The 18150-nt window shown below is 70.3% G+C and carries 14 protein-coding genes and 2 pseudogenes; 9 read left to right on the forward strand and 7 right to left on the reverse strand.

The features are described from left to right. Positions 1-228 precede the first annotated feature (228 nt). The 6 genes from NQO67_RS21855 to NQO67_RS21880 all read left to right on the forward strand — a co-directional run bounded on the left by NQO67_RS21855 (position 229) and on the right by NQO67_RS21880 (position 8181). Positions 229-1224, forward strand: a complete 996-nt coding sequence (locus tag NQO67_RS21855) for an ABC transporter permease (protein ID WP_374119050.1) — start codon at positions 229-231, stop codon at positions 1222-1224. Further along, positions 1221-2141, forward strand: a complete 921-nt coding sequence (locus NQO67_RS21860) for a carbohydrate ABC transporter permease (protein WP_255951793.1) — start codon at positions 1221-1223, stop codon at positions 2139-2141. Before NQO67_RS21855 ends, NQO67_RS21860 begins: the two co-directional genes overlap by 4 nt. A 59-nt stretch (positions 2142-2200) precedes the next feature. Further along, the gene (locus NQO67_RS21865; RefSeq protein ID WP_255951795.1) at positions 2201-3838 is read left to right on the forward strand and encodes an ABC transporter substrate-binding protein; all 1638 of its coding nucleotides are present in this window, start codon (positions 2201-2203) and stop codon (positions 3836-3838) included. Positions 3839-3899: 61 nt separating this feature from the next. Next, the gene (locus tag NQO67_RS21870) at positions 3900-5465 is read left to right on the forward strand and encodes a GH39 family glycosyl hydrolase (protein WP_255951796.1); all 1566 of its coding nucleotides are present in this window, start codon (positions 3900-3902) and stop codon (positions 5463-5465) included. Continuing rightward, complete coding sequence (locus NQO67_RS21875; RefSeq protein WP_255951797.1) at positions 5462-6151, forward strand: DUF624 domain-containing protein; 690 nt, start codon at positions 5462-5464, stop codon at positions 6149-6151. Before NQO67_RS21870 ends, NQO67_RS21875 begins: the two co-directional genes overlap by 4 nt. Next, positions 6148-8181 carry a beta-galactosidase gene (locus tag NQO67_RS21880; protein ID WP_255951799.1) on the forward strand — a complete coding sequence of 678 codons (2034 nt, stop codon included), beginning with the start codon at positions 6148-6150 and terminating at the stop codon, positions 8179-8181. Before NQO67_RS21875 ends, NQO67_RS21880 begins: the two co-directional genes overlap by 4 nt. 113 nt (positions 8182-8294) lie before the next feature. Here the strand turns inward: NQO67_RS21880 and NQO67_RS21885 are convergent, their stop codons facing one another. Together NQO67_RS21885 and NQO67_RS21890 are read right to left on the reverse strand one after the other, a co-directional pair. After that, positions 8295-9590, reverse strand: coding sequence for an MFS transporter (locus NQO67_RS21885; RefSeq protein WP_255951801.1), 1296 nt, complete (start codon positions 9588-9590; stop codon positions 8295-8297). Between the two features lie 102 nt (positions 9591-9692). After that, positions 9693-11789 carry an alpha-glucuronidase gene (locus NQO67_RS21890; protein ID WP_255951802.1) on the reverse strand — a complete coding sequence of 699 codons (2097 nt, stop codon included), beginning with the start codon at positions 11787-11789 and terminating at the stop codon, positions 9693-9695. A gap of 581 nt (positions 11790-12370) precedes the next feature. Here NQO67_RS21890 and NQO67_RS21895 point away from each other — a divergent pair. Then, positions 12371-12727, forward strand: a pseudogene (locus tag NQO67_RS21895) (hypothetical protein); the annotation flags it as partial. 123 nt (positions 12728-12850) lie between these two features. Here NQO67_RS21895 and NQO67_RS21900 read toward each other — a convergent pair. The 4 genes from NQO67_RS21900 to modA all read right to left on the reverse strand — a co-directional run bounded on the left by NQO67_RS21900 (position 12851) and on the right by modA (position 16137). Then, positions 12851-13141, reverse strand: a complete 291-nt coding sequence (locus NQO67_RS21900; RefSeq protein ID WP_255951804.1) for a pyridoxamine 5'-phosphate oxidase family protein — start codon at positions 13139-13141, stop codon at positions 12851-12853. Positions 13142-13289: 148 nt separating this feature from the next. Continuing rightward, entirely contained in the window at positions 13290-14459 is a 1170-nt protein-coding gene (locus NQO67_RS21905; protein WP_255951805.1) for an ABC transporter ATP-binding protein, read from the reverse strand. After that, positions 14456-15238, reverse strand: a complete 783-nt coding sequence (gene modB, locus NQO67_RS21910; protein ID WP_255951911.1) for a molybdate ABC transporter permease subunit — start codon at positions 15236-15238, stop codon at positions 14456-14458. Before modB ends, NQO67_RS21905 begins: the two co-directional genes overlap by 4 nt. Before the next feature lie 71 nt (positions 15239-15309). Then, positions 15310-16137: a molybdate ABC transporter substrate-binding protein gene (modA, locus tag NQO67_RS21915; RefSeq protein WP_255951806.1), complete on the reverse strand. Its 828-nt coding sequence runs from the start codon at positions 16135-16137 to the stop codon at positions 15310-15312. Between the two features lie 297 nt (positions 16138-16434). Here modA and NQO67_RS44595 point away from each other — a divergent pair. Further along, a pseudogene (locus tag NQO67_RS44595) lies at positions 16435-16596 on the forward strand (LysR family transcriptional regulator); the annotation flags it as partial. 280 nt (positions 16597-16876) lie between these two features. After that, entirely contained in the window at positions 16877-17479 is a 603-nt protein-coding gene (locus NQO67_RS21920) for a flavodoxin family protein (protein WP_255951808.1), read from the forward strand. An 85-nt stretch (positions 17480-17564) separates the two neighbouring features. On the opposite strand, the gene NQO67_RS21925 is transcribed toward NQO67_RS21920, so the two are convergent. Then, positions 17565-18107 (reverse strand): PadR family transcriptional regulator, encoded by a 543-nt coding sequence (locus NQO67_RS21925; RefSeq protein ID WP_255951810.1) that lies wholly within the window; start codon positions 18105-18107, stop codon positions 17565-17567. Between the last annotated feature and the right edge of the window lie 43 nt (positions 18108-18150).

Below are 18150 nucleotides of genomic sequence, written 5' to 3' on the forward strand. Positions count from 1 at the left end.
ATGGCAGTTGACCTCGGGGGGCGAAGAAATTGCAGGGTCCGGCCTCTTGACACCCCTTCCGCTGGCTTTCTAGGCTCCCGGCACGTTAATCGGAACTTTCGAAACATTTCAGCCTGCCAGTCCTACGGCGCTTTCTGGAAGGTCTTCGATGCCACCCCAGGGAAAGCGTCGGCGTTCGCGTGTTTCTCCTGCTCCGGACGCCCCATACCCCATGAGAGGCCTTCGAGGTTGAGCACGATCAAGACGGCGAAACCGTCATCTGACGCGCCTCCGGGGCGGCCGGCGACCCCCGACGCGGCGCGTGCCCCGGTGCGCGGACGGCGCCGTACGTGGCGTCAGTCGCTGCGCCGCGACTGGCAGCTGTACTCGCTGGCGGTGCTCCCGCTCGCCTTCTTCGTGGTCTTCCGGTACCTGCCGATGGCCGGAAACATTATCGCCTTCAGACGGTTCCAGCCCGGCGGCAGCATGTTCGGCGAGCAGTGGGTCGGCATGCGGTACGTGAACATGTTCCTGAACGACCCCTCGTTCTGGACCGTGTTCACCAACACCCTGGTCCTCGGCGCGCTGACCCTGGTCGTCTGCTTCCCGCTGCCGGTCGTCCTCGCGCTGCTGCTCAACGAGGTCCGCACCCGCTTCCTCAAGCGCTGGGTGCAGTCGATCTCCTACCTGCCGCACTTCCTGTCCACGGTGATCGTGGTCGGCGTCGTGATGCAGTTCCTGTCCGCCGACGGTCCCGTGAACCAGGCCCTGGACGGATTCGGGCACGCGCCCATCCTCTTCATCCAGCAGCCCGGCTGGTTCCGCTCGATCTACGTCTCGTCCGAGGTGTGGCAGACGGTGGGCTGGGGGACGATCCTCTACCTCGCCGCGCTCACCTCCATCGACGACAACCTCTACGAGGCGGCCCGCATCGACGGCGCCAACCGCTGGAAGCAGACCTGGCACGTGACGCTGCCCGGCATCCGGCCGACCATGGTGACCCTGCTGATCCTCAACGTCGGCACGTTCATGGCCGTCGGGTTCGAGAAGATCATCCTGCTGTACAACCCCCTGACCTATCCGACGGCGGATGTGCTCTCGACCTATCTGTTCCGTCTGGGCGTGTACTCCAACAGCTACAGCTACGCCGCGGCCATCGGACTCTTCGAGGCCCTGATCGGCCTGGTGCTGATCTCGACGGCAAACTTCATCTCACGCCGCGTAACGGAGACGAGCCTGTGGTGACCCTGGACGAAACCAGCGCCGTGCGCGAGGTGCACAAGAGCTCGCTCCAGCGGCCCAGCCGTGGCTACCGGGTCTTCCAGGTGTTCAACGCGATCGCCCTGACCGGGGTGGTCGTGGCGACGCTGTACCCGATCGTCAACATCGTCGCCCGCTCCTTCAGCACGGACCACTACATCCGGGCCGGGCAGGTGCACCTGCTGCCCCGTGGGTTCACCCTCACGACCTACAAGGCCCTGATGCACGACTCGATGTTCTGGACGAACTACCGCAACACGATCGTCTACACCGTCGTCGGAACGGTCATCGCGCTCTTCCTCACGACCTGCTACGCGTACGTCCTGTCCAAGAAGGACCTGCGCGGCCGCAAGTTCCTGATCGGCGTCGCCGTGTTCACCATGTTCTTCTCCGGCGGCCTGATCCCGAACTACATCCTGATCAACAGCCTCGGCATGAAGAACACCATCTGGGCCATCGTGCTGCCCAATGCGATCAGTGTCTTCAACCTGCTGGTGATGAAGGCGTTCTTCGAGAGCCTGCCGTCCGATCTGGAGGAGGCCGCCTCGATCGACGGCCTGAGCACCTACGGCATCCTGCTGCGGATCGTGCTGCCGCTGTCCAAGGCCGTGATGGCCACGATGGTGCTCTTCTACGCGGTCTCCTTCTGGAACTCCTGGTTCAGCGCGTTCCTGTACCTGAACCGCTCTGAACTCTTCCCGGTCACGGTCTACCTGCGCAACCTGATCTTCGGGGCGACCTCGGGAACCTCGGTCGGTTTCGACAGGGCCGACTCGGTGACCGCCGCCGCCAGCCTCCAGTCGGTGGCGATCGTCCTCATCACCCTGCCGATCCTGGCGGTCTACCCCTTCGTCCAGCGGTACTTCGTCTCCGGGGTCATGCTCGGCGCCGTCAAGGGCTGATCCCTCCCGGCATCCACACCCTTTCGAATTCCCGTGTCAGTCGGGAAAAGGAGCTTTCCATGAACAACGTGTCCCGGCGTTCGGTGCTGTTCGCCGTCGGCGCCTCCGCCCTCGGCCTCGCCGGTTGCAGCAGCAGCAGCGACGCGAAGGAGCCGTCGGACCTGTCGAAGAACAAAGCCGACTCGATGAAGACGTTCAACGTCGGCGACCAGTTCAAGGCGACCTCCCCCATCACCTTCAGCACCCTCTACAACAACAACCCCAGCTACCCGACCAAGAAGAACTGGTTGCTGTGGGACGAGCTGAAGAAGCGCACCAACGTCACCCTCGACACGACCGTGGTTCCGCTCAGCGACTACGAGCAGAAGCGGAGCGTGATCATCGGCTCCGGTGACGCGCCGTTCATCATCCCCAAGACCTACTTCGGCGGAGAGATCCCCTTCATCGCCTCGGGCGCCATCATCCCCGTGAGCGACTACACGCACCTGATGCCGAACTTCACGGACAAGGTGAAGAGATGGAAGCTCGACGGCGACCTGGACCAGATCCGGCAGACCGACGGCAAGTTCTACGTGGTGCCCGGTCTGCACGAGGAGATCTGGCCCGACTACTCCCTGGCGATCCGTACCGACGTCCTCGACGACCTCAAGCTCGACATCCCCAAGACCACGGACGACCTGTACGACGTCCTCAAGGCCATGAAGCAGGCCCACCCGGACCTGTACCCCATGACCGACCGCTGGAACGTGCCCACACCAGGGGGTGCCCTGCTGAAGACCCTGGGCACGGCCTTCGGGACGCACGGCGGCTGGGACTATCTGAACCCGTTCTGGGACTCCAAGGCCGGCAAGTTCGTCCTCACCGGCGCCATGGACGAGTACCGGTCCATGCTGACGTTCGCGAACAAGCTGGTGAAGGAGAAGCTGCTCGACCCGGAGAGCTTCACCCAGACCGACGACCAGGCCGTCGAGAAGTTCACCTCTGGCAAGTCCTTCATGATCAGCGCCAACGCCCAGGAGCTGGTCAACACCTACCGCAAGGCACTGGCCAAGACGGTGCCCGGCGCCAAGATCCTCAAGATTGCCAACCCGATCGGGCCCGCGGGTCCGGTGAAGGAGGGCAGCCGTCTCGAGAACGGCATGATGATCACGAAGAAGGCCCGGGACAGCAAGGACTTCGTGGCCCTGCTCCAGTTCATCGACTGGCTGGTCTACTCCGACGAGGGCGAGGAGTTCACCAAGTGGGGCGTCGAGGGGGTGACCTACACCAAGGACTCCGCCGGGAACTACAAGCTCACCAAGGACGTCAACATCGTCGGCCTCAACCCGAGCGGCACGAAGGACCTCCAGCGCGACTTCGGCTTCAACAACGGCAACTTCTCCTACGGCGGCAGCACCAAGCTGCTGGAGTCGATGTTCCCCGAGGAGGAGAAGGAGTTCCAGAAGACGATGAGGGAGCGGAAGGCACTGCCGGTGCAGCCGCCCTACCCGCTCACCTCCGACGAGCGCGAGCAGGCGGACCTGTGGGATGCGCCGCTGAAGGACTACGTCTTCCAGGAGACCCTCAAGTTCGTCCTCGGCAAGCGTCCGCTGAGCGAGTGGGACAAGTACCTGGGCGAGCTCAAGGCCAAGAACAGCGAGTCCTACATCGATCTCGTCAACAAGGCCCACGACCGGTTCCAGAAGAAGAACGGCTGACCGGCCGAGTCCTTGAGGACCGGCTCGTCCGACGCAACGCACCCGCACCCGAAGGATGACCATGCAGATCTCCGTCCCCGACCAGCCCTCAGGACGGCTACCGGATGCGTGGCGCCGCTGCGTCGGCACGGGCCGGTTCGATCTCGCGCTGCGGCGTGACTACCAGGAGTCGCTGGCGCTCGTCCAGCGCGAGATCGGCTTCACGCACATCCGCGGCCACGGCCTGCTGAGCGACCAGATGGCCGTGTACCGGCCGTACGAGTACCAGGGCGTACGGCACGTACGGCACTCGTTCACGTACGTGGACCAGGTGATCGACGCCTACCTCGAACTCGGCATCAAGCCGTTCCTGGAGCTCGGCTTCATGCCGTCCGAGCTGGCCTCCGGCGACCAGACGGTCTTCTGGTGGCAGGGCAACGTCACCCCGCCGCGCGACCACAAGGAGTGGGCGGCCCTGGTGAAGGCCACCCTGGCGCACCTCGTCGACCGCTACGGGCTCGACGAGGTGCGCACCTGGCCCGTCGAGGTGTGGAACGAGCCCAACCTGGAGCCGTTCTGGGCGGGCGCCGACCAGGACGCCTACCACCGGCTGTACGAGGTGACCGCGCACGCCGTCAAGGACGTCGACGCATCGCTCCAGGTCGGCGGCCCGAGCCTGGCGCCCGGGTACGAGGAGCGGTGGCTGACCGGGTTCGCCGACTTCGTGGCGGCCCGCTCGGTGCCGGTCGACTTCGTCAGCCGGCACGCCTACACCAGCGGTCCCGCGCAGCAGGTCCCGTTCGGCACCCACCAGACGCTGGCGCCGGCCGCCGGGCTGCTGGAGCAGTTCGCCGCGCCCCGGCAGCAGCTGAAGGGCACGGACCTCGCCGCCCTGCCGGTGCACATCACCGAGTTCAACTCCTCGTACCGGCCCGACAACCCGCTGCACGACACGGCCCTGAACGCCGCCTACCTCGCACCGGTCCTGGCCGCCGGCGGGGACCTCGTGGACTCCTTCTCGTACTGGACCTTCAGCGACGTGTTCGAGGAGGTCGGGGTGCCGACCGCCCTGTTCCACGGCGGGTTCGGCCTGCTCACGCACCGGCAGGTCAAGAAGCCCACCTACCACCTGTACGCCTTCATGGCCCGGATGGGCGAGCTGGTCCTGGCCCGCGGCGACGACCACCTCGTCACCCGTGACGCGGACGGCCGGGTCACCGTGCTGGCCTGGGCGCCGGTGGACGTCACCGGTGAGGGCCCCACCGACAAACACTGCGCGCACACCGTCCGGCTGTCCATCCCGGTGGGCGGGCCCGAGAACGCCTCGGTGTACGTGCAGCGTTCGTCGGTGGGCGAGGAGGCCGGCAACGCCTGGACGGCCTGGTGCGAGATGGGCCGGCCGCGCTCGCCGCTGCCCCGGCAGCTGGACGCGCTGCGGGAGGCCGCGGAACCGGCCCGCAGCCACCACAGCCTGCCGGTCGTCGCCGGGCGCGCCGAGGTCGACCTCACCCTCTCCCGGCACGAGGTGACGCTGCTCGAACTCACCCCCGTCCGCGACGAGACGCCCGAGTGGTGGGACGAGCGCCGGCTGCTCGGCGCAGAGCCCGCGGAGCCCACGGACATACCCGACGCCGGGGTCCCGGCGTGAGCGCCGCGGCCGGGGCCCGCCGGGAGTTCGGCGACGGACCGCTGGCGCGTGCCGCCGCCGCGATCTACACGCTGCTCGTCACCGAGCTGCTGTTCCTGCTCGCCTCCGCACCCACCCTGGCCCTGGTGGTGCTGCTGGACCGCGACGCCAGCAACATCCCGCTGGCCGCCGTCTGCGCGCTGCCGGTGGGCCCCGCCTGGTCCGCGGCCCTGTACGCCTGGCAGCGCCGGGGCCGCAGCCTGACCGAGCTGCGCCCGGTGCCGGCCTTCTGGCGCGGCTACCGGGCCAACGCCGTGGACGCGCTGAAGATCTGGGCGCCCTGGCTCGCCGGGGTGGCCGTGGTCGGGACCGTCCTCACCCACCTGGGCACGGCGGGCATCCCCGGCTGGTGGGCCGTACTGCTGGGCCTGGTGGCCCTGCTGTCCGCCCTCTGGATGACCAATGCGCTGGTGATCGCGTCCCTGTTCAGCTTCAGAACCTCCGACACCGCCCGTCTTGCCGCGTACTTCCTGGTGCGCTGCGGCCGGGGCACCGTGGGCCACGTGTGCGTGCTGCTCGCGGCCGCCGCACTCACCGTGGCCCTGTCCGAGGCGGTCCCGCTGCTCCTGGCGCCGGTGCTCGCCGCCGGCGTCCTGCTCAACTGCCGTCCGATGATCAACGAGATCCAGGAGAAGTTCGTCGCATGAGCCTGCCCGCCACACCCAAGACGCCGTTCGGCGGGGACTACAACCCCGAGCAGTGGCCGAAGGAGGTGTGGGAGGAGGACTACCGGCTCTTCGACGCCGCGCACATCGACACCGTCACCGTCGGCGTGTTCACCTGGGCCCAGCTCCAGCCCTCGCTGGACGTCTACGACTTCAGCGTGCTGGACCGGATCGTCGAGCAGGCCGCAGCGCAGGGCCGCCGGGTCTGCCTGGCCACCGGCACCGGCGCCCATCCGGCCTGGCTGGCGCGCGCCCACCCCGAGGTGACCCGCACCGACTTCGAGGGGCGCAAGCACCGCTACGGGCAGCGGCACAACTCCTGTCCCAGCTCGCCGGTCTTCCGCAGGCTCTCCGTCGCGCTGGCGGGCCGGATCGCCCAGCGGTACGCGCGCCATCCGGCGGTCATCGCCTGGCACGTCGGCAACGAGTACGGCGGCGCCTGCTACTGCGAGCTGTGCGCGGAGGGCTTCCGCTCCTGGCTGCGTGCGAAATACCAGACGCTGGACGGGCTGAACACCGCCTGGAACACCGTCTTCTGGTCGCACACCTTCTCGTCCTGGTCGGAGATCGAGCCGCCGTCCGCCCTCACCGAGCACTGGCGCGGCCCCGACCACACCGCGTTCCAGGGCATCACCCTGGACTACCTGCGGTTCATGTCGGACGCGATGCTGGCCAACTTCCGCGACGAGAAGGCGGCGATCCGCCGCTACAGCCGCGACACGCCGGTCACCACCAACTTCATGGGCATGTACCGGCCCATCGACTACCACCGCTGGGCCGAGCACCTCGACTTCGCCTCCTGGGACAACTATCCGCCCGAGGACGCCCATCCGGCCTGGATGGCGCTCGCCCATGACGTGATGCGCGGCATCAAGGGCGGGCAGCCGTTCTGGCTGATGGAGCAGACCCCCAGCGTGACCGCGTGCCGGGACGTGAACCCGCTGAAGCGGCCCGGGGTGATGGCGCTGTGGAGCTGGCAGGCCGTCGCGCACGGCGCCGACGCGGTGCTCTTCTTCCAGATGCGGGCCTCGCGCGGCGCCAGCGAGAAGTACCACGGCGCGGTCATCGGGCACGCGGGCCGGTCCGACACCCGGGTGTTCCGCGAGGTCGCGGCGCTCGGGGAACAGCTCGAGCAGCTGGGCGACGCGGCGCTGGGCGCGCGCACCCCGGCCCGGGTCGCGGTGCTCTTCGACTGGGACAGCTGGTGGGCGCTGGAGCTGTCCGACGGTCCCTCCCGGCTGGTCCGCTACCAGCAGGTCGTACTGGCCTACTACCGCGCGCTGTGGGAGGCGGGCGTCGACGTGGACGTGGTGCCGGTCACCGCGGACCTGTCCGGCTACGACGTGGTCGTGGCGCCGGCGCTGCACATGGTCAAGGGCGACCTGGCCGAGCGCCTGGAGGCGGTGGCGCAGCGCGGCGGCAGCGTGCTGGCGAGCTATCTGTCCGGGCGGGTCGACGAGGACGACAACGCGTTCCTCATGGACGTGCCGGGACCGCTGGGCCCGCTGATGGGGATCCGGATCGACGAGTGGGACGCACGCGCCGCCGACGTCGTCAACCCGGTGCGCCTGGGCACCGGGGAGCAGCAGCAGGTGGCCTCCGGGCGGCTGGTCTTCGAACTGGTCATCCCGCAGGGCGCGGAGCCGGTCGGCACCTACCAGGCCGACTTCTACGCCGGGACGCCCGCCGTCACCCGGAACGCGTTCGGCGCGGGGCACGGCTGGTACGTCGCCACCGACCTCGATCAGGTCGGCGTCGACTGGGTGGTGCGCCGGGTGCTGGCCGAGGCGGGCGTGGCCGGTCGGCACGCCGACGCTCCGCTGCTGGAGACGGCGGTACGGGTCGCACCCGACGGGACACGGCTGCTCTTCCTGCTCAACCACGGCGTGGAGCGCATCGAGGTGGTGGCCGAGAGCGCCGGTACCGATCTGCTCGGCGGCGGGCGGGTCGAGCGCGGGCAGCGGGTCGGTCTCGAGCCGTACGGGGTGAGGGTGCTGCGCACGGACGGTTGACGGGGCTTACGGGCTTACGGGCTTACGGGGCTGAGCGGGCTGGCGGGACTAACAGGGGTTGACGGGGCTTGGGGCGGCGGCCGGCGCCGTCACGTGGCCCTCAGCCATCCCCCTCAGTCCTGGACGTTCGGGCCGCGTACCGCGTTCGAGGAGTCTGAGTCCCTCGGTGGCCATGAGCCGGCCGTGGCGACCAGCGTGCTTTTCCCGTGCCGGCGCGTGCCGGTGGTGGCGAACTCCGAGTAGCGCGGCACCCAGCGCAGCAGCGCCCCGGCCGCGACGATGCCCATGCCGCCCATCACCGCGATTCCGGCCGCCAGGCTGCCGAGCGCGGCGGCGGCCGAGACGACGAGCGGTCCGCCGGCCGACCCCGAGTCGGCACACAGTCGCCAGGCCCCGAGGAACTGCGCGCGGGTCTGCGGTGGTGCCACGTCCGCGCCGAGGGTCATCAGGATGCCGCTGCCGATGCCGTTGCCGAACCCCATGAGCAGGGCGACGGCGGTCAGCGAGGCATGCCCGTGGGTGAGCGGCAGGGTGGCCTGGGTCAGTCCCAGCACCAGCATCGAGGGCACGGCGATCCACAGCCTGCCCGCCCGGTCCATGACCTTCCCCGAGGGATAGAACGTCAGAGTGTCGACCAGTCCGGCGAGCCCGAAGACGACGCTGGTGGACGACGGGCTCAGGCCGAGGTGTTCGGCCCACAGCGGCAGGACCGTCTGGCGCGTGGCGCGGACCGATCCCACCAGGAGGACGGCGAGGCCGAGGGTCAGGAAGACCTTCCGATGCCGGTACACCACGGTGCGCACCGATGCGGGCGCCGCACCGCCGCGCGTCGCGTCGGCCGGCTCGGCGACGTCGGGCACGACGAGCAGGACCACGACGGTCACGGCCGTGCAGAGCAGCGCCAGCCAGTAGATGTCCCGCAGCGGGCGGCCGGTCAGGACGGCGGCACCGATGAAGGGGCCGACGAAGGCCCCGATCCGCGACATGCCGCCGAGCGTGGACAGCGCCCGGGCCCGCAGCCCGGTGGGAACCACCTCCGTGAGGTAGGACTGCCGGGCCAGCACGAACACGGCGTTGGTCGCCCCGGTCGCGGTCACCGCGACAGCGAGCTGCCACACGCGCGTGGCCAGCGCGCACCCGGTCAGCGTCACCATGGCGACGCCCGCGGCGACCAGCATCGCCTTGCGGTCACCGAGCCGCGCGGCCAGCGCACCGGCCGGCACGTCTCCGAGGATCTGCCCCACCCCGAGCAACGCCAGGACCAGGCCGGCGGCGCCGACGGAGGCGCCGAGCGCCCTGCCGCTGAGCGCGAGCACCGGAGCGAGTGCGCCCATCCCCGTCTCGAAGATCAGAGCCGGCAGGAAGACGGCCGGTATCAGGCTCCGGAGGGTGATGGGACGTGAACTCACCTGTTGCGGCCTCGCTTCGGGTACGGTGCCCAGGGCGGCACGGGGGCTTCTGGCTGTTCAGAAGGGTGAAGCCGCCGGGACCCATTGAACGCGCCGGCGCCGTCAGAAGATGCGCCGGCCCCCTGCGTCCGGTACCCCTGACTTGCGGAAGAAGTAGGCGTTGATCTGGTCGCGCCATTCTTCGGCGCACCGCACCTGCTCGTTCAGGCGGTCCAGGACGCGGGCGTGGAGCGCCGCGTCGACCGTCCCCGCCGCCGACTCCCACTCCCGCCGCTGGGCGGCCGCCTCCGCCGCGCCCGCGAAGTGGGTGTCGTAGATGTGCTGGACGACGGTGGACCCGGAGTGGAGCACATGCCCGTACGGGACGTGGTGGAAGAAGAGCAGCAGTTCGTCCGGGCAGGTGTCCGGTGACTCGTACCGGTCGGACCACGGCTCGGGGTACTGACCGGTGTATCCGGTGCCCGTCGCGCGGGTGCGGTCGACGCCGACGCCGTCGCGGTCGGCGAAGTGGTAGGTGCCCCACGGGGTGTACTCGTAGCCGTCCACGTCGGGCCCGTAGTGGTTTCCGGGGCGGACCATGAAGCCGACGCCGAGCGGTGCGGTGTACCGCTCGTAGGTGCGCCAGGAGCCGTCCATGATCGTGTGCAGGGTGCGGCGCAGGCTTTCGAGGCCGTCGGAGCCCACGGCGGCGAAGGTGAGGTCGATCCACTCGTCGAGGACGGCGAGCGGGTCGGCGTGCGGTGCCCAGGCGAGCCGGCCGAAGGCGTACAGGTTGGCCTGGGCGAGCGGATGGCCCGTCCAGTACGGGTCGTCACCCGCGTTGGAGACGGCGACGAGGCCGCCGCCGTCGCGTTCGACGCCCGCGGCCACGTCAGCGACCGTCGCCCCGTCGTCGCCCCACGGCCGGAAGCCGAGCACCTCGCTCCACATCGGCCCCAGGTAGCACACGTGCCGTTGCTGCCCGGTGTACTCCTGGGTCACCTGGAGCTCCACGGCGAGCCGGGTGGCCGGCATGCCCGCGATCACCGGGGAGACCGGCTCTCGCGTCTGGAAGTCGATCGGACCATGCTTGACCTGCACGATCACCGAGTCGTCGAACGCGCCGTCGAGGGGCACGAAGTGGTCGTGGGCGGCGCGGGCCCGGTCGGTCGTGCGGTCCCGCCAGTCCTGCTGGTGGTTGTAGACGAAGGCGCGCCAGTGGACCACGCCGTCGAACGGGGCGAGCGCTGCGGCGAGCATGTTGGCACCGTCGGCGTGCGTGCGCCCGTAGGCGAACGGGCCCGGCTGGCCCTCCGAGTCGGCCTTGACCACGTAGCCGCCGAAGTCCGGGATCGCCTCGTGGACCCGGGTGGTCGCCTTGGCCCACCAGGCGCGTACGTCCGCGTCGAGCGGGTCGGAGGTGTCCAGGGCGCCGAGCACGACGGGGGCGGCGAAGTTGACCGACAGGTGCACCCGGATGCCGTAGGGGCGGAAGGTGTCCGCGAGGGCGGCGACGTCGCCGAGCCGGTCGGTGAGCAGCCGGGTCTCGGTGGCGTGCACGTTGACGTTGTTCACCGAGACCGCGTTCACGCCGGTGGCCGCCAGCAGCCGGGCGTAGGCGCGTACGCGCCCCAGGTCGCCGCGTGGCCCGCCGTCCTGCCAGAAGAGGGAGCCGCCGGAGTAGCCCCGCTCGACCTGGCCCATCACCGGATGGACGTCGACGTTGTCCCAGTGGTCCAGCATCCGGTGGCGCGACGCGGGCGCGTGGTGCTCGACCTGCCGGTCCGGGCCGAACGCCGACTCGCCGAGCCTGACCAGGTGGAACAGCCCGTAGAGCAGGCCCGCTCCATCGTCCGCGAGCACCACGGTGACCCCGCAGCGCCGGGCGATCAGGAAGCCCTCCGCGCCGATCGGGCGGTCGGCTCCCGGTCCGGTGGCCCCGGCGCGGAACTCCGCCAGGGCCTCGGCCGCCTCGGGAACCGGCGGCTCGGACCCGGCCAGCGTGAACACCGCGTCGTACGGCCCGGGGGCGCCGTCGACCTCCGGGTCCTGCGCTTCGCGCGAGGGGCCGTACCACCCGCAGGCGTCGGCCACCTCCTGGCGCACCGTCTCCACCAGGAGCCCGGTGCCGTGGACGAGTACCCGGCGCGTGCCGAGCGCCGTGAATGCCTCGGGCGGCAGCCACGCCGCATGGACCTCGATCGGTTCGGATGGGGTCACGGTTCCTCGCCTCACTCACCTGCCGGACCGTTACGGCGCCGACGCCGGCTGAAATCTATCGAACGCGGGTGCAGATGGAGAGACGGAGTTCAGCCAGCGAGACAGAGATCAGCGGGGCAGGGTCGCCGGCGCCTCGCCTCCGGCTTCGCGCACGAGCCCCTCGGTGCCGAGCACGCATTCCCCCGGCGCAGTTCATGAAATTCCCCCGAATCCCCCGAGTAATAAGCGGTACAAGCGGGCGGCGAACACTCGCACACAGAGCCATTTGCCATTCGGTCACAGGTCTTCCACGTTATCCGCCGTCCGTTACACCCTTAGCCACTGATGACGGTCGAGGCACCGGCACTCGTGTAACGAATTACTCGGAGGCGACGCAGTGAGAGGGGAATCCTGGCCCCGCGGTCACGGCTGGGAATGCTTGCGCGGGGGGATGGCCCTGTGCCGTGACCGTCGTCCGTTTCACCGAGGCGTTGTTTCAGCGCCAGATTGGGACAGTCATGTCTGACACCGAACCCCTGCCCTATGGCCATGACCACCCTCAGGGCCCCGGTTACCGCTCTTCCGGCCCTGGCTATCAGCAGCCCGGCCCTGGTTACCAGCCTCCGGGACCCGGCTACCAGCCTGCCGGCCGCGATCGTGGCCGCCGGCGGTCCGGCGACGGTTCCGGCATCCGACGCACTGCTCTCATCATCCACACCATCGGCGATGTGGCCGCCGGGTTCCTGGCGCTGTGGATCGTGCTGTACATGTTCGAGGCCAACCAGGGAAACGTCTTCGTGCAGTTCGTGAAGGACGTGGCGGACGCGCTGGCCTGGTGGTCACAGGATATTTTCACCATGGACACGGAGCAGCTCCGCGTCCTTCTCAATTACGGCCTGCCCGCCGTGCTTTACCTGGGGCTCGGCCATGGCATAGCGGCCCGGATCCGGCACCTCTGAGAAGACCCGCACCGCTGAGAAGAATTGCCCGCCCGCCGGCCCCCGCCTGTTCCCGCGCAGGCGGGGGCGCCGTGTTTCCGGGCGAAGGGGACCCGGGGCCACCGCCAGGGGGACAGGGGGAGCTCAACCGCGGGGGCTGCTGATCCTGTCGGGTTCGACCACGAAGATCACCCGCACCTGGTCACGGCCGCCGAACCACGGATAAGGCCCCCCGAGGTACTTCTGCGCGAGCGCCTCGATGTGGTCGACGGCCCCCTCGGTGGTCACCCGCACCACGCGGCGACGGATCTGAACGTAGGAGGCGGGTTCCGCGGGGTCGGAGACGGCGACCGCCACCCGTGGGTCGCGCGCGATGTTCCGGGTCTTGTGGTGCGACTCGACGCTGTTGATCAGGACGTGCTCGCCACCGGACAAGGCAGTCGCCGCAGCTCCGCATGGCAGACGGTGTCCGACTCCGCTGGACAGGATCCTGCGACACTCCGCGTCGCCAAGTCGTCTCCGATGATCCGACAGATGACGTCTATCAGTTGGCGGGCCCGTCCAGGTCAGGCAGCCGGCCCCGTCACGCGGCCGGGTACACGTGCGTCTGCACCGCCTTGACCGCCGCCCAGACCGTGGCCCCCGGGTAGAGGTCGAGTTCGGCGGCGGCGGCCGTGGTGAGGTCGGCGGCGAGCGGGAGCTCTCCGGTGAGGCCGGTGCGGATCCGGTCGCCGTGCGTCTCCAGGCCGGCCACCTCGCACCGCCACAGGTTGCGGGCGCTGGCGGCCGTGGGACGCTCCCGGTACAGGGTCACGGCGCTCGGCGGGAACGCCACGAAGACCGGCCCCGTGAGGTCCTCCGTGACCGTGATCACCGGCCCTCCGTCGACCTGGACCGTGTGGCCTTCGGCCCGCCCCTTGTAGAGGTTCAGGCCGACCAGGTGGGCGATGTAGTCGGTGCGCGGGTGGCGGGCGATGTCGGCCGGCGTGCCCTCCTGGACGACGTGGCCGTCCTCGATGACGACGATGCGGTCGGCGAGCACCATGGCGTCCAGCGGATCGTGCGTGACGAGCACGGCGACGGCCTCGAACTCGGCCAGGTGCCGGCCGAGCTGGGCCCGCACGTCCAGCCGGGTACGGGCGTCCAGGGCGGCCAGCGGTTCGTCGAGGAGCAGCAGGCGGGGGCGGGTGGCCAGGGCGCGGGCGAGCGCGACCCGCTGGGCCTGCCCGCCGGACAGCTCGCGCGGCTTGGCCGCTGCGTGCTCGGCGAGGCCGAGACGGTCCAGCAGGGCGGCTGCCCGGGCGCGGGCGTCGGCCTTGCCGGCGCCGTGGCAGCGCGGGCCGAAGGCGACGTTGTCCAGGGCGGTGAGATGCGGAAAGAGCAAATAGTCCTGGAAGACGACGCCGACCGGGCGGGCCTCGGGCAGGGTACGGTCCAGCTCGGTGCCGTCCAGCCGCAGACGGCCGCCGGTGAGCGGGGTGAGGCCGGCGAGCGCACGCAGGGCGGTGGTCTTGCCGGCCCCGTTCGGGCCGAGGAGGGCGACGACTTCGCCGGGGGTCGCCGACAGGGCCACGTCGAGGCGGAAGGCACCGCGGTCGACGACGAGATGTGCGTCCAACCCCTTCGTCGGGGCGTCGGGCAGACCCTTGGCCGGCTGCGCGCGCCGCGCGTCACCGGCCGCGGCACGGCTCTCGACATCGGCCGCGGCACGGCTCTCGTCACCGGCCGTGAGACGGCCCTGGTCACCGGTCATGAGGCGGCCATCCAACGGTCGCGCAGTCCCGCCAGGACCGCGATGGACACGGCGAGCAGCACCAGGCTGAGGGAGATCGCGGCGGCCGGGTCCTCCTGGAGGGCGAGGTAGACGGCGAGCGGCATGGTCTGGGTCCGGCCGGGGAAGTTGCCCGCGAAGGTGATCGTCGCGCCGAACTCGCCGAGGGCCCGCGCCCAGGCGAGCACGGCGCCCGCCGCGATGCCGGGGGCGATGAGCGGCAGGGTGACCCGGCGGAACGCGGTGAAGCGGGACGCCCCCAGCGTCGTGGCCGCTTCCTCGTAGCGCGGGTCGGCGGCCCGCAGCGTGCCCTCCACGCTGATGACCAGGAACGGCATCGCCACGAACGCCTCGGCCACCACCACCGCCGTGGTGGTGAACGGCAGCGTGAGGCCGAACCAGGAGTCCAGCCACCGCCCGACGACACCGTTGCGTCCGAGCGCCATCAGCAGCGCCACACCGCCCACCACCGGCGGCAGCACCAGCGGCAGCGTCACCAGGGCCCGGACGAGGCCGCGACCGGGGAACTCCACCCGGGCCAGCAGCCAGGCCAGCGGCACCCCGAGCACCAGGCTCACGGCGGTGGCCGACGTGGCACACACCAGGGACAGTTGGAGTGCGTGCCAGACCTCGGCGCTGCCCAGCTGGTCCGGGAGGCTGTGCCACGGGGTGCGCAGCAGCAGGGCGACCAGCGGCAGCACCAGGAAGGCCAGCCCCACCAGCGCCGGAACGAGCAGCGGAAGCGGCGCCCCGCGGCGCATGCCCTTGCGGAATCGGCCGCGCCGTGGCCCGCCCGGTGGGGCGTCGGCGGCGTACCGGTCGTGCGCGGTGGTCACGGCTTCTGGAACCCTGCCTCACCCAGGACCTGCTGGCCCTGAGCCGACCGCACCAGCGAGACGAACGCCTTGGCGGCCTTCGCGTTGGGGGCGTCCTTGAGCAGCGCGATCGGGTAGTCGTTGATGGCCTTGGCCGACTCGGGGAACTCCACGCCCTCCACCTTGTCACCCGCCGCCTTCACATCGGTCTTGTAGACGACCGCCGCGTCGGCCTCCTTCAGCTCCACCTTCGTCAGGGCCGCCTTGACGTCCTGCTCGTAGGAGACCGGGGTGAGCTGGAGATCGCTGGCGGTCAGCGCCTTCTGGGCGGCCGCGCCGCACGGCACCTCCTTGTCGCACAGCACCACCTTCAGTCCGGACCTGGTGAGGTCCTTCAGGGAGGCGACCTTGTCGGGGTTGCCCGGCAGCGTGGCGATCTCCAGCTGGTTGCGGACGAACGTGGCCGGCGTGCCGGCCGCGTCGCCCTGGTCCGTGACGATCTTCATCGTCTTGGGGCTGGCGGCGGCGAACACGTCGGCCGGGGCGCCTCCGGTGATGCTCGCGGCGAGGGAGTCACTGCCCCCGAAGCTGAAGGTCACCTTCGTCCCCGGGTGCTGCTTCTCGAACTGCTTGCCCAGCGTCGTGAAGCTCTCCTTCAGCGACGCGGCCGCGAAGACGGTCACCGTGCCGGACAGCCGGTCCGACGAGCCCTTCGACGCGTCGGACCCGGAGCCGGCCGACGAGGAGTCGGCGGACGAGGAGCAGGCGCTCAGGGCCAGCAGCGCGGCGGCTCCCGCGCCGACCACCTGAAGGGTTCGGCGGGTCCGGCGCGTGACGGGTGTCATCAAGGATCTGCTCCCTCTCGTCCTGCTCTTCCTGCGACTCGCGGCTGCGCGCAGGCCGCTGCCGCTGCCGCTGCCGCTGCCGCGATGATACTTACCCAGCCATACGCAGATAAGAGGTGAACCCTCGATCTCTCACCGCATGAGCAAAGCCACAACCCAAGAGACTTGGTAAGTGCGTTTCTCCGCCGCACGTCTTCGGGTACCGTCGAACGGGAGGTGGTGGCCCGTGAGCCCGTCCCCAGCACCCGCCGGCACGGTCGCCGATCCGGGCTGGCCGACTTCGAACTCGACGCGGCGATGACCCACCTGGAGGACGACACGCTCCGGCACGGTCGCCGCCTGCCGCTCTACGAGGAGCAGTACGTCCTGCTGACGCCGGTCGACGGCCCGATCGCCGGCGTGGCGACGGCCAGCTGTGCCGCGACCGCCGCCCTCCCGCTGTGCCTGCTCAACCCCCGGATGCGCAACCGCCGCATCATCGACGAGTGCTTCGCAGCCGAGGGGGTGACCACCACCCCCGCCATCGGTCGGCCTGGTCGTCCCCCGCAGCGAGCCCCGGTCGGTCCTCGCCGAGGCACTGCTGACGGTGGCCCGGGGAGCGGGGGCTGCGGCGTGCGCTGGACGAACTGCTGCACCGGTACCTCAGCGCACGCTGAACGCAGGCCGATACGCGCGGGGACAGGTGAACAGTCGTGCGACACCCCGTTCAACGGCGGCCGTACGGGGAACCGTTGGTCTCATGCGAGCTTTGGTGATCAACTGCACGCTCAAGCCCTCTCCGCAGGCCTGCGCCACCGAGGCTCTGACCGACACGGTCATCACCGCACTCCAGGGCCACGGGGTGGACGTGGGCGTCGTGCGGGCGGTCGACCTGAGCCTCGAGCCCGGCGTGGGGACGGACAGGGGCGACGGTGGCGACTGGCCCGCAGTGCACGCCGGGTTGACGGCGGCCCGGATCCTGGTCATCGCCTCACCGATCTGGCTCGGCCGCCCGTCCTCCGTCGCCCGGCGGGTGCTCGAACGCATGGACGCCATGCGCGGTGAGAGCGACGGCGAGGGCCGGCCCGTCGCCTTCAACCGCGTGGCCGGCGTCCTGGTCACCGGTCACGAGAGCGCCGCGCACCACGTCGTCAGCGAGATCAGCGGCGCACTCGGCGACATCGGCTACACCATTCCGGGGCAGGCCTGGGCCTACGGGCACCTCAGGCCCGGTCACGGTCGCGACCGCCTCGACGAACGCGGCCAGGGCTGGTCGGTCTCCACCGGTCGCGCCATGGCCTCCAACCTCGTCCACGCGGCCCGAGCCCTGGCGGAGAGGCCCGTGCCGGCTCCGCCATCCTGACTCCGGCCGCCCCGAGCCGTCCTGCGCCCGGCTTCCGGGACGCATGAACGTGCGATGGGTCGCTGCCGAGCTTCGGCGCACGGGTCTAGGCCCTGTCCGGCCAGCCCAGCTCGCCGCGGTCGATACGGTCGGCCAGGCGGCGGAGCCAGGCGGCGTCGTGATCGAGGCGGGCGGCGAGGAAATGCGCCTCGATCATGTGGAGTTCGGGGGCGTCGAGCCGGTCGAGGGTCCTGGTCAGGGCTCGGCGGTCGGCCCGCAGCCGTTGCGCACGGTCGCGCACCAGTGCGGTGGCGCGCTCCGGGCCGAGGGCTCCGAGGTAGGCCAACGCGATCAGGAACCGCGGATCGGCGTTCGGGTCCGTCTCGGACAGGTCGTGCGCCACGCGCCGCTTCAACTCCGTGAACCCGGCCTCGGTCAGGCGCGCCTCGGCCCGCTCCCCGTCCGCGAGTTCGACCAGCCCGGCGCGCTGGAGCGATCCGACGAGCGTGTAGACGGTCGAGGTCTTGGGGCGGAGCACCGGATAGCGCACGCGGAGCTGGCTGAGCAGCGCGTACTGGTGGCAGGGGCGCTCGGCGAGGAGGCCCAGCATCGGCAACACGAGCGGATTGTCCAGGGCGTTCTGCGGCACCGCACCAGAGTAGCCCCCTCTATTCGTATACGAGTACGGTGTC

This window comes from Streptomyces odontomachi (genome assembly GCF_024435355.1).
Taxonomy (GTDB): Bacteria; Actinomycetota; Actinomycetes; order Streptomycetales; family Streptomycetaceae; genus Streptomyces; species Streptomyces odontomachi.

Excerpts from the sequence above, each read along its gene's own strand:
- NQO67_RS21865 (WP_255951795.1), top strand. The coding sequence starts at position 2,201 with ATGAACAACGTGTCCCGGCGTTCGGTGCTGTTCGCCGTCGGCGCCTCC.
- NQO67_RS21870 (WP_255951796.1), top strand. The coding sequence starts at position 3,900 with ATGCAGATCTCCGTCCCCGACCAGCCCTCAGGACGGCTACCGGATGCG.
- NQO67_RS21880 (WP_255951799.1), top strand. The coding sequence starts at position 6,148 with ATGAGCCTGCCCGCCACACCCAAGACGCCGTTCGGCGGGGACTACAAC.
- NQO67_RS21905 (WP_255951805.1), bottom strand. The coding sequence starts at position 14,459 with ATGACCGGTGACCAGGGCCGTCTCACGGCCGGTGACGAGAGCCGTGCC.
- modB (WP_255951911.1), bottom strand. The coding sequence starts at position 15,238 with ATGCGCCGCGGGGCGCCGCTTCCGCTGCTCGTTCCGGCGCTGGTGGGG.
- modA (WP_255951806.1), bottom strand. The coding sequence starts at position 16,137 with ATGACACCCGTCACGCGCCGGACCCGCCGAACCCTTCAGGTGGTCGGC.
- NQO67_RS21920 (WP_255951808.1), top strand. The coding sequence starts at position 16,877 with ATGCGAGCTTTGGTGATCAACTGCACGCTCAAGCCCTCTCCGCAGGCC.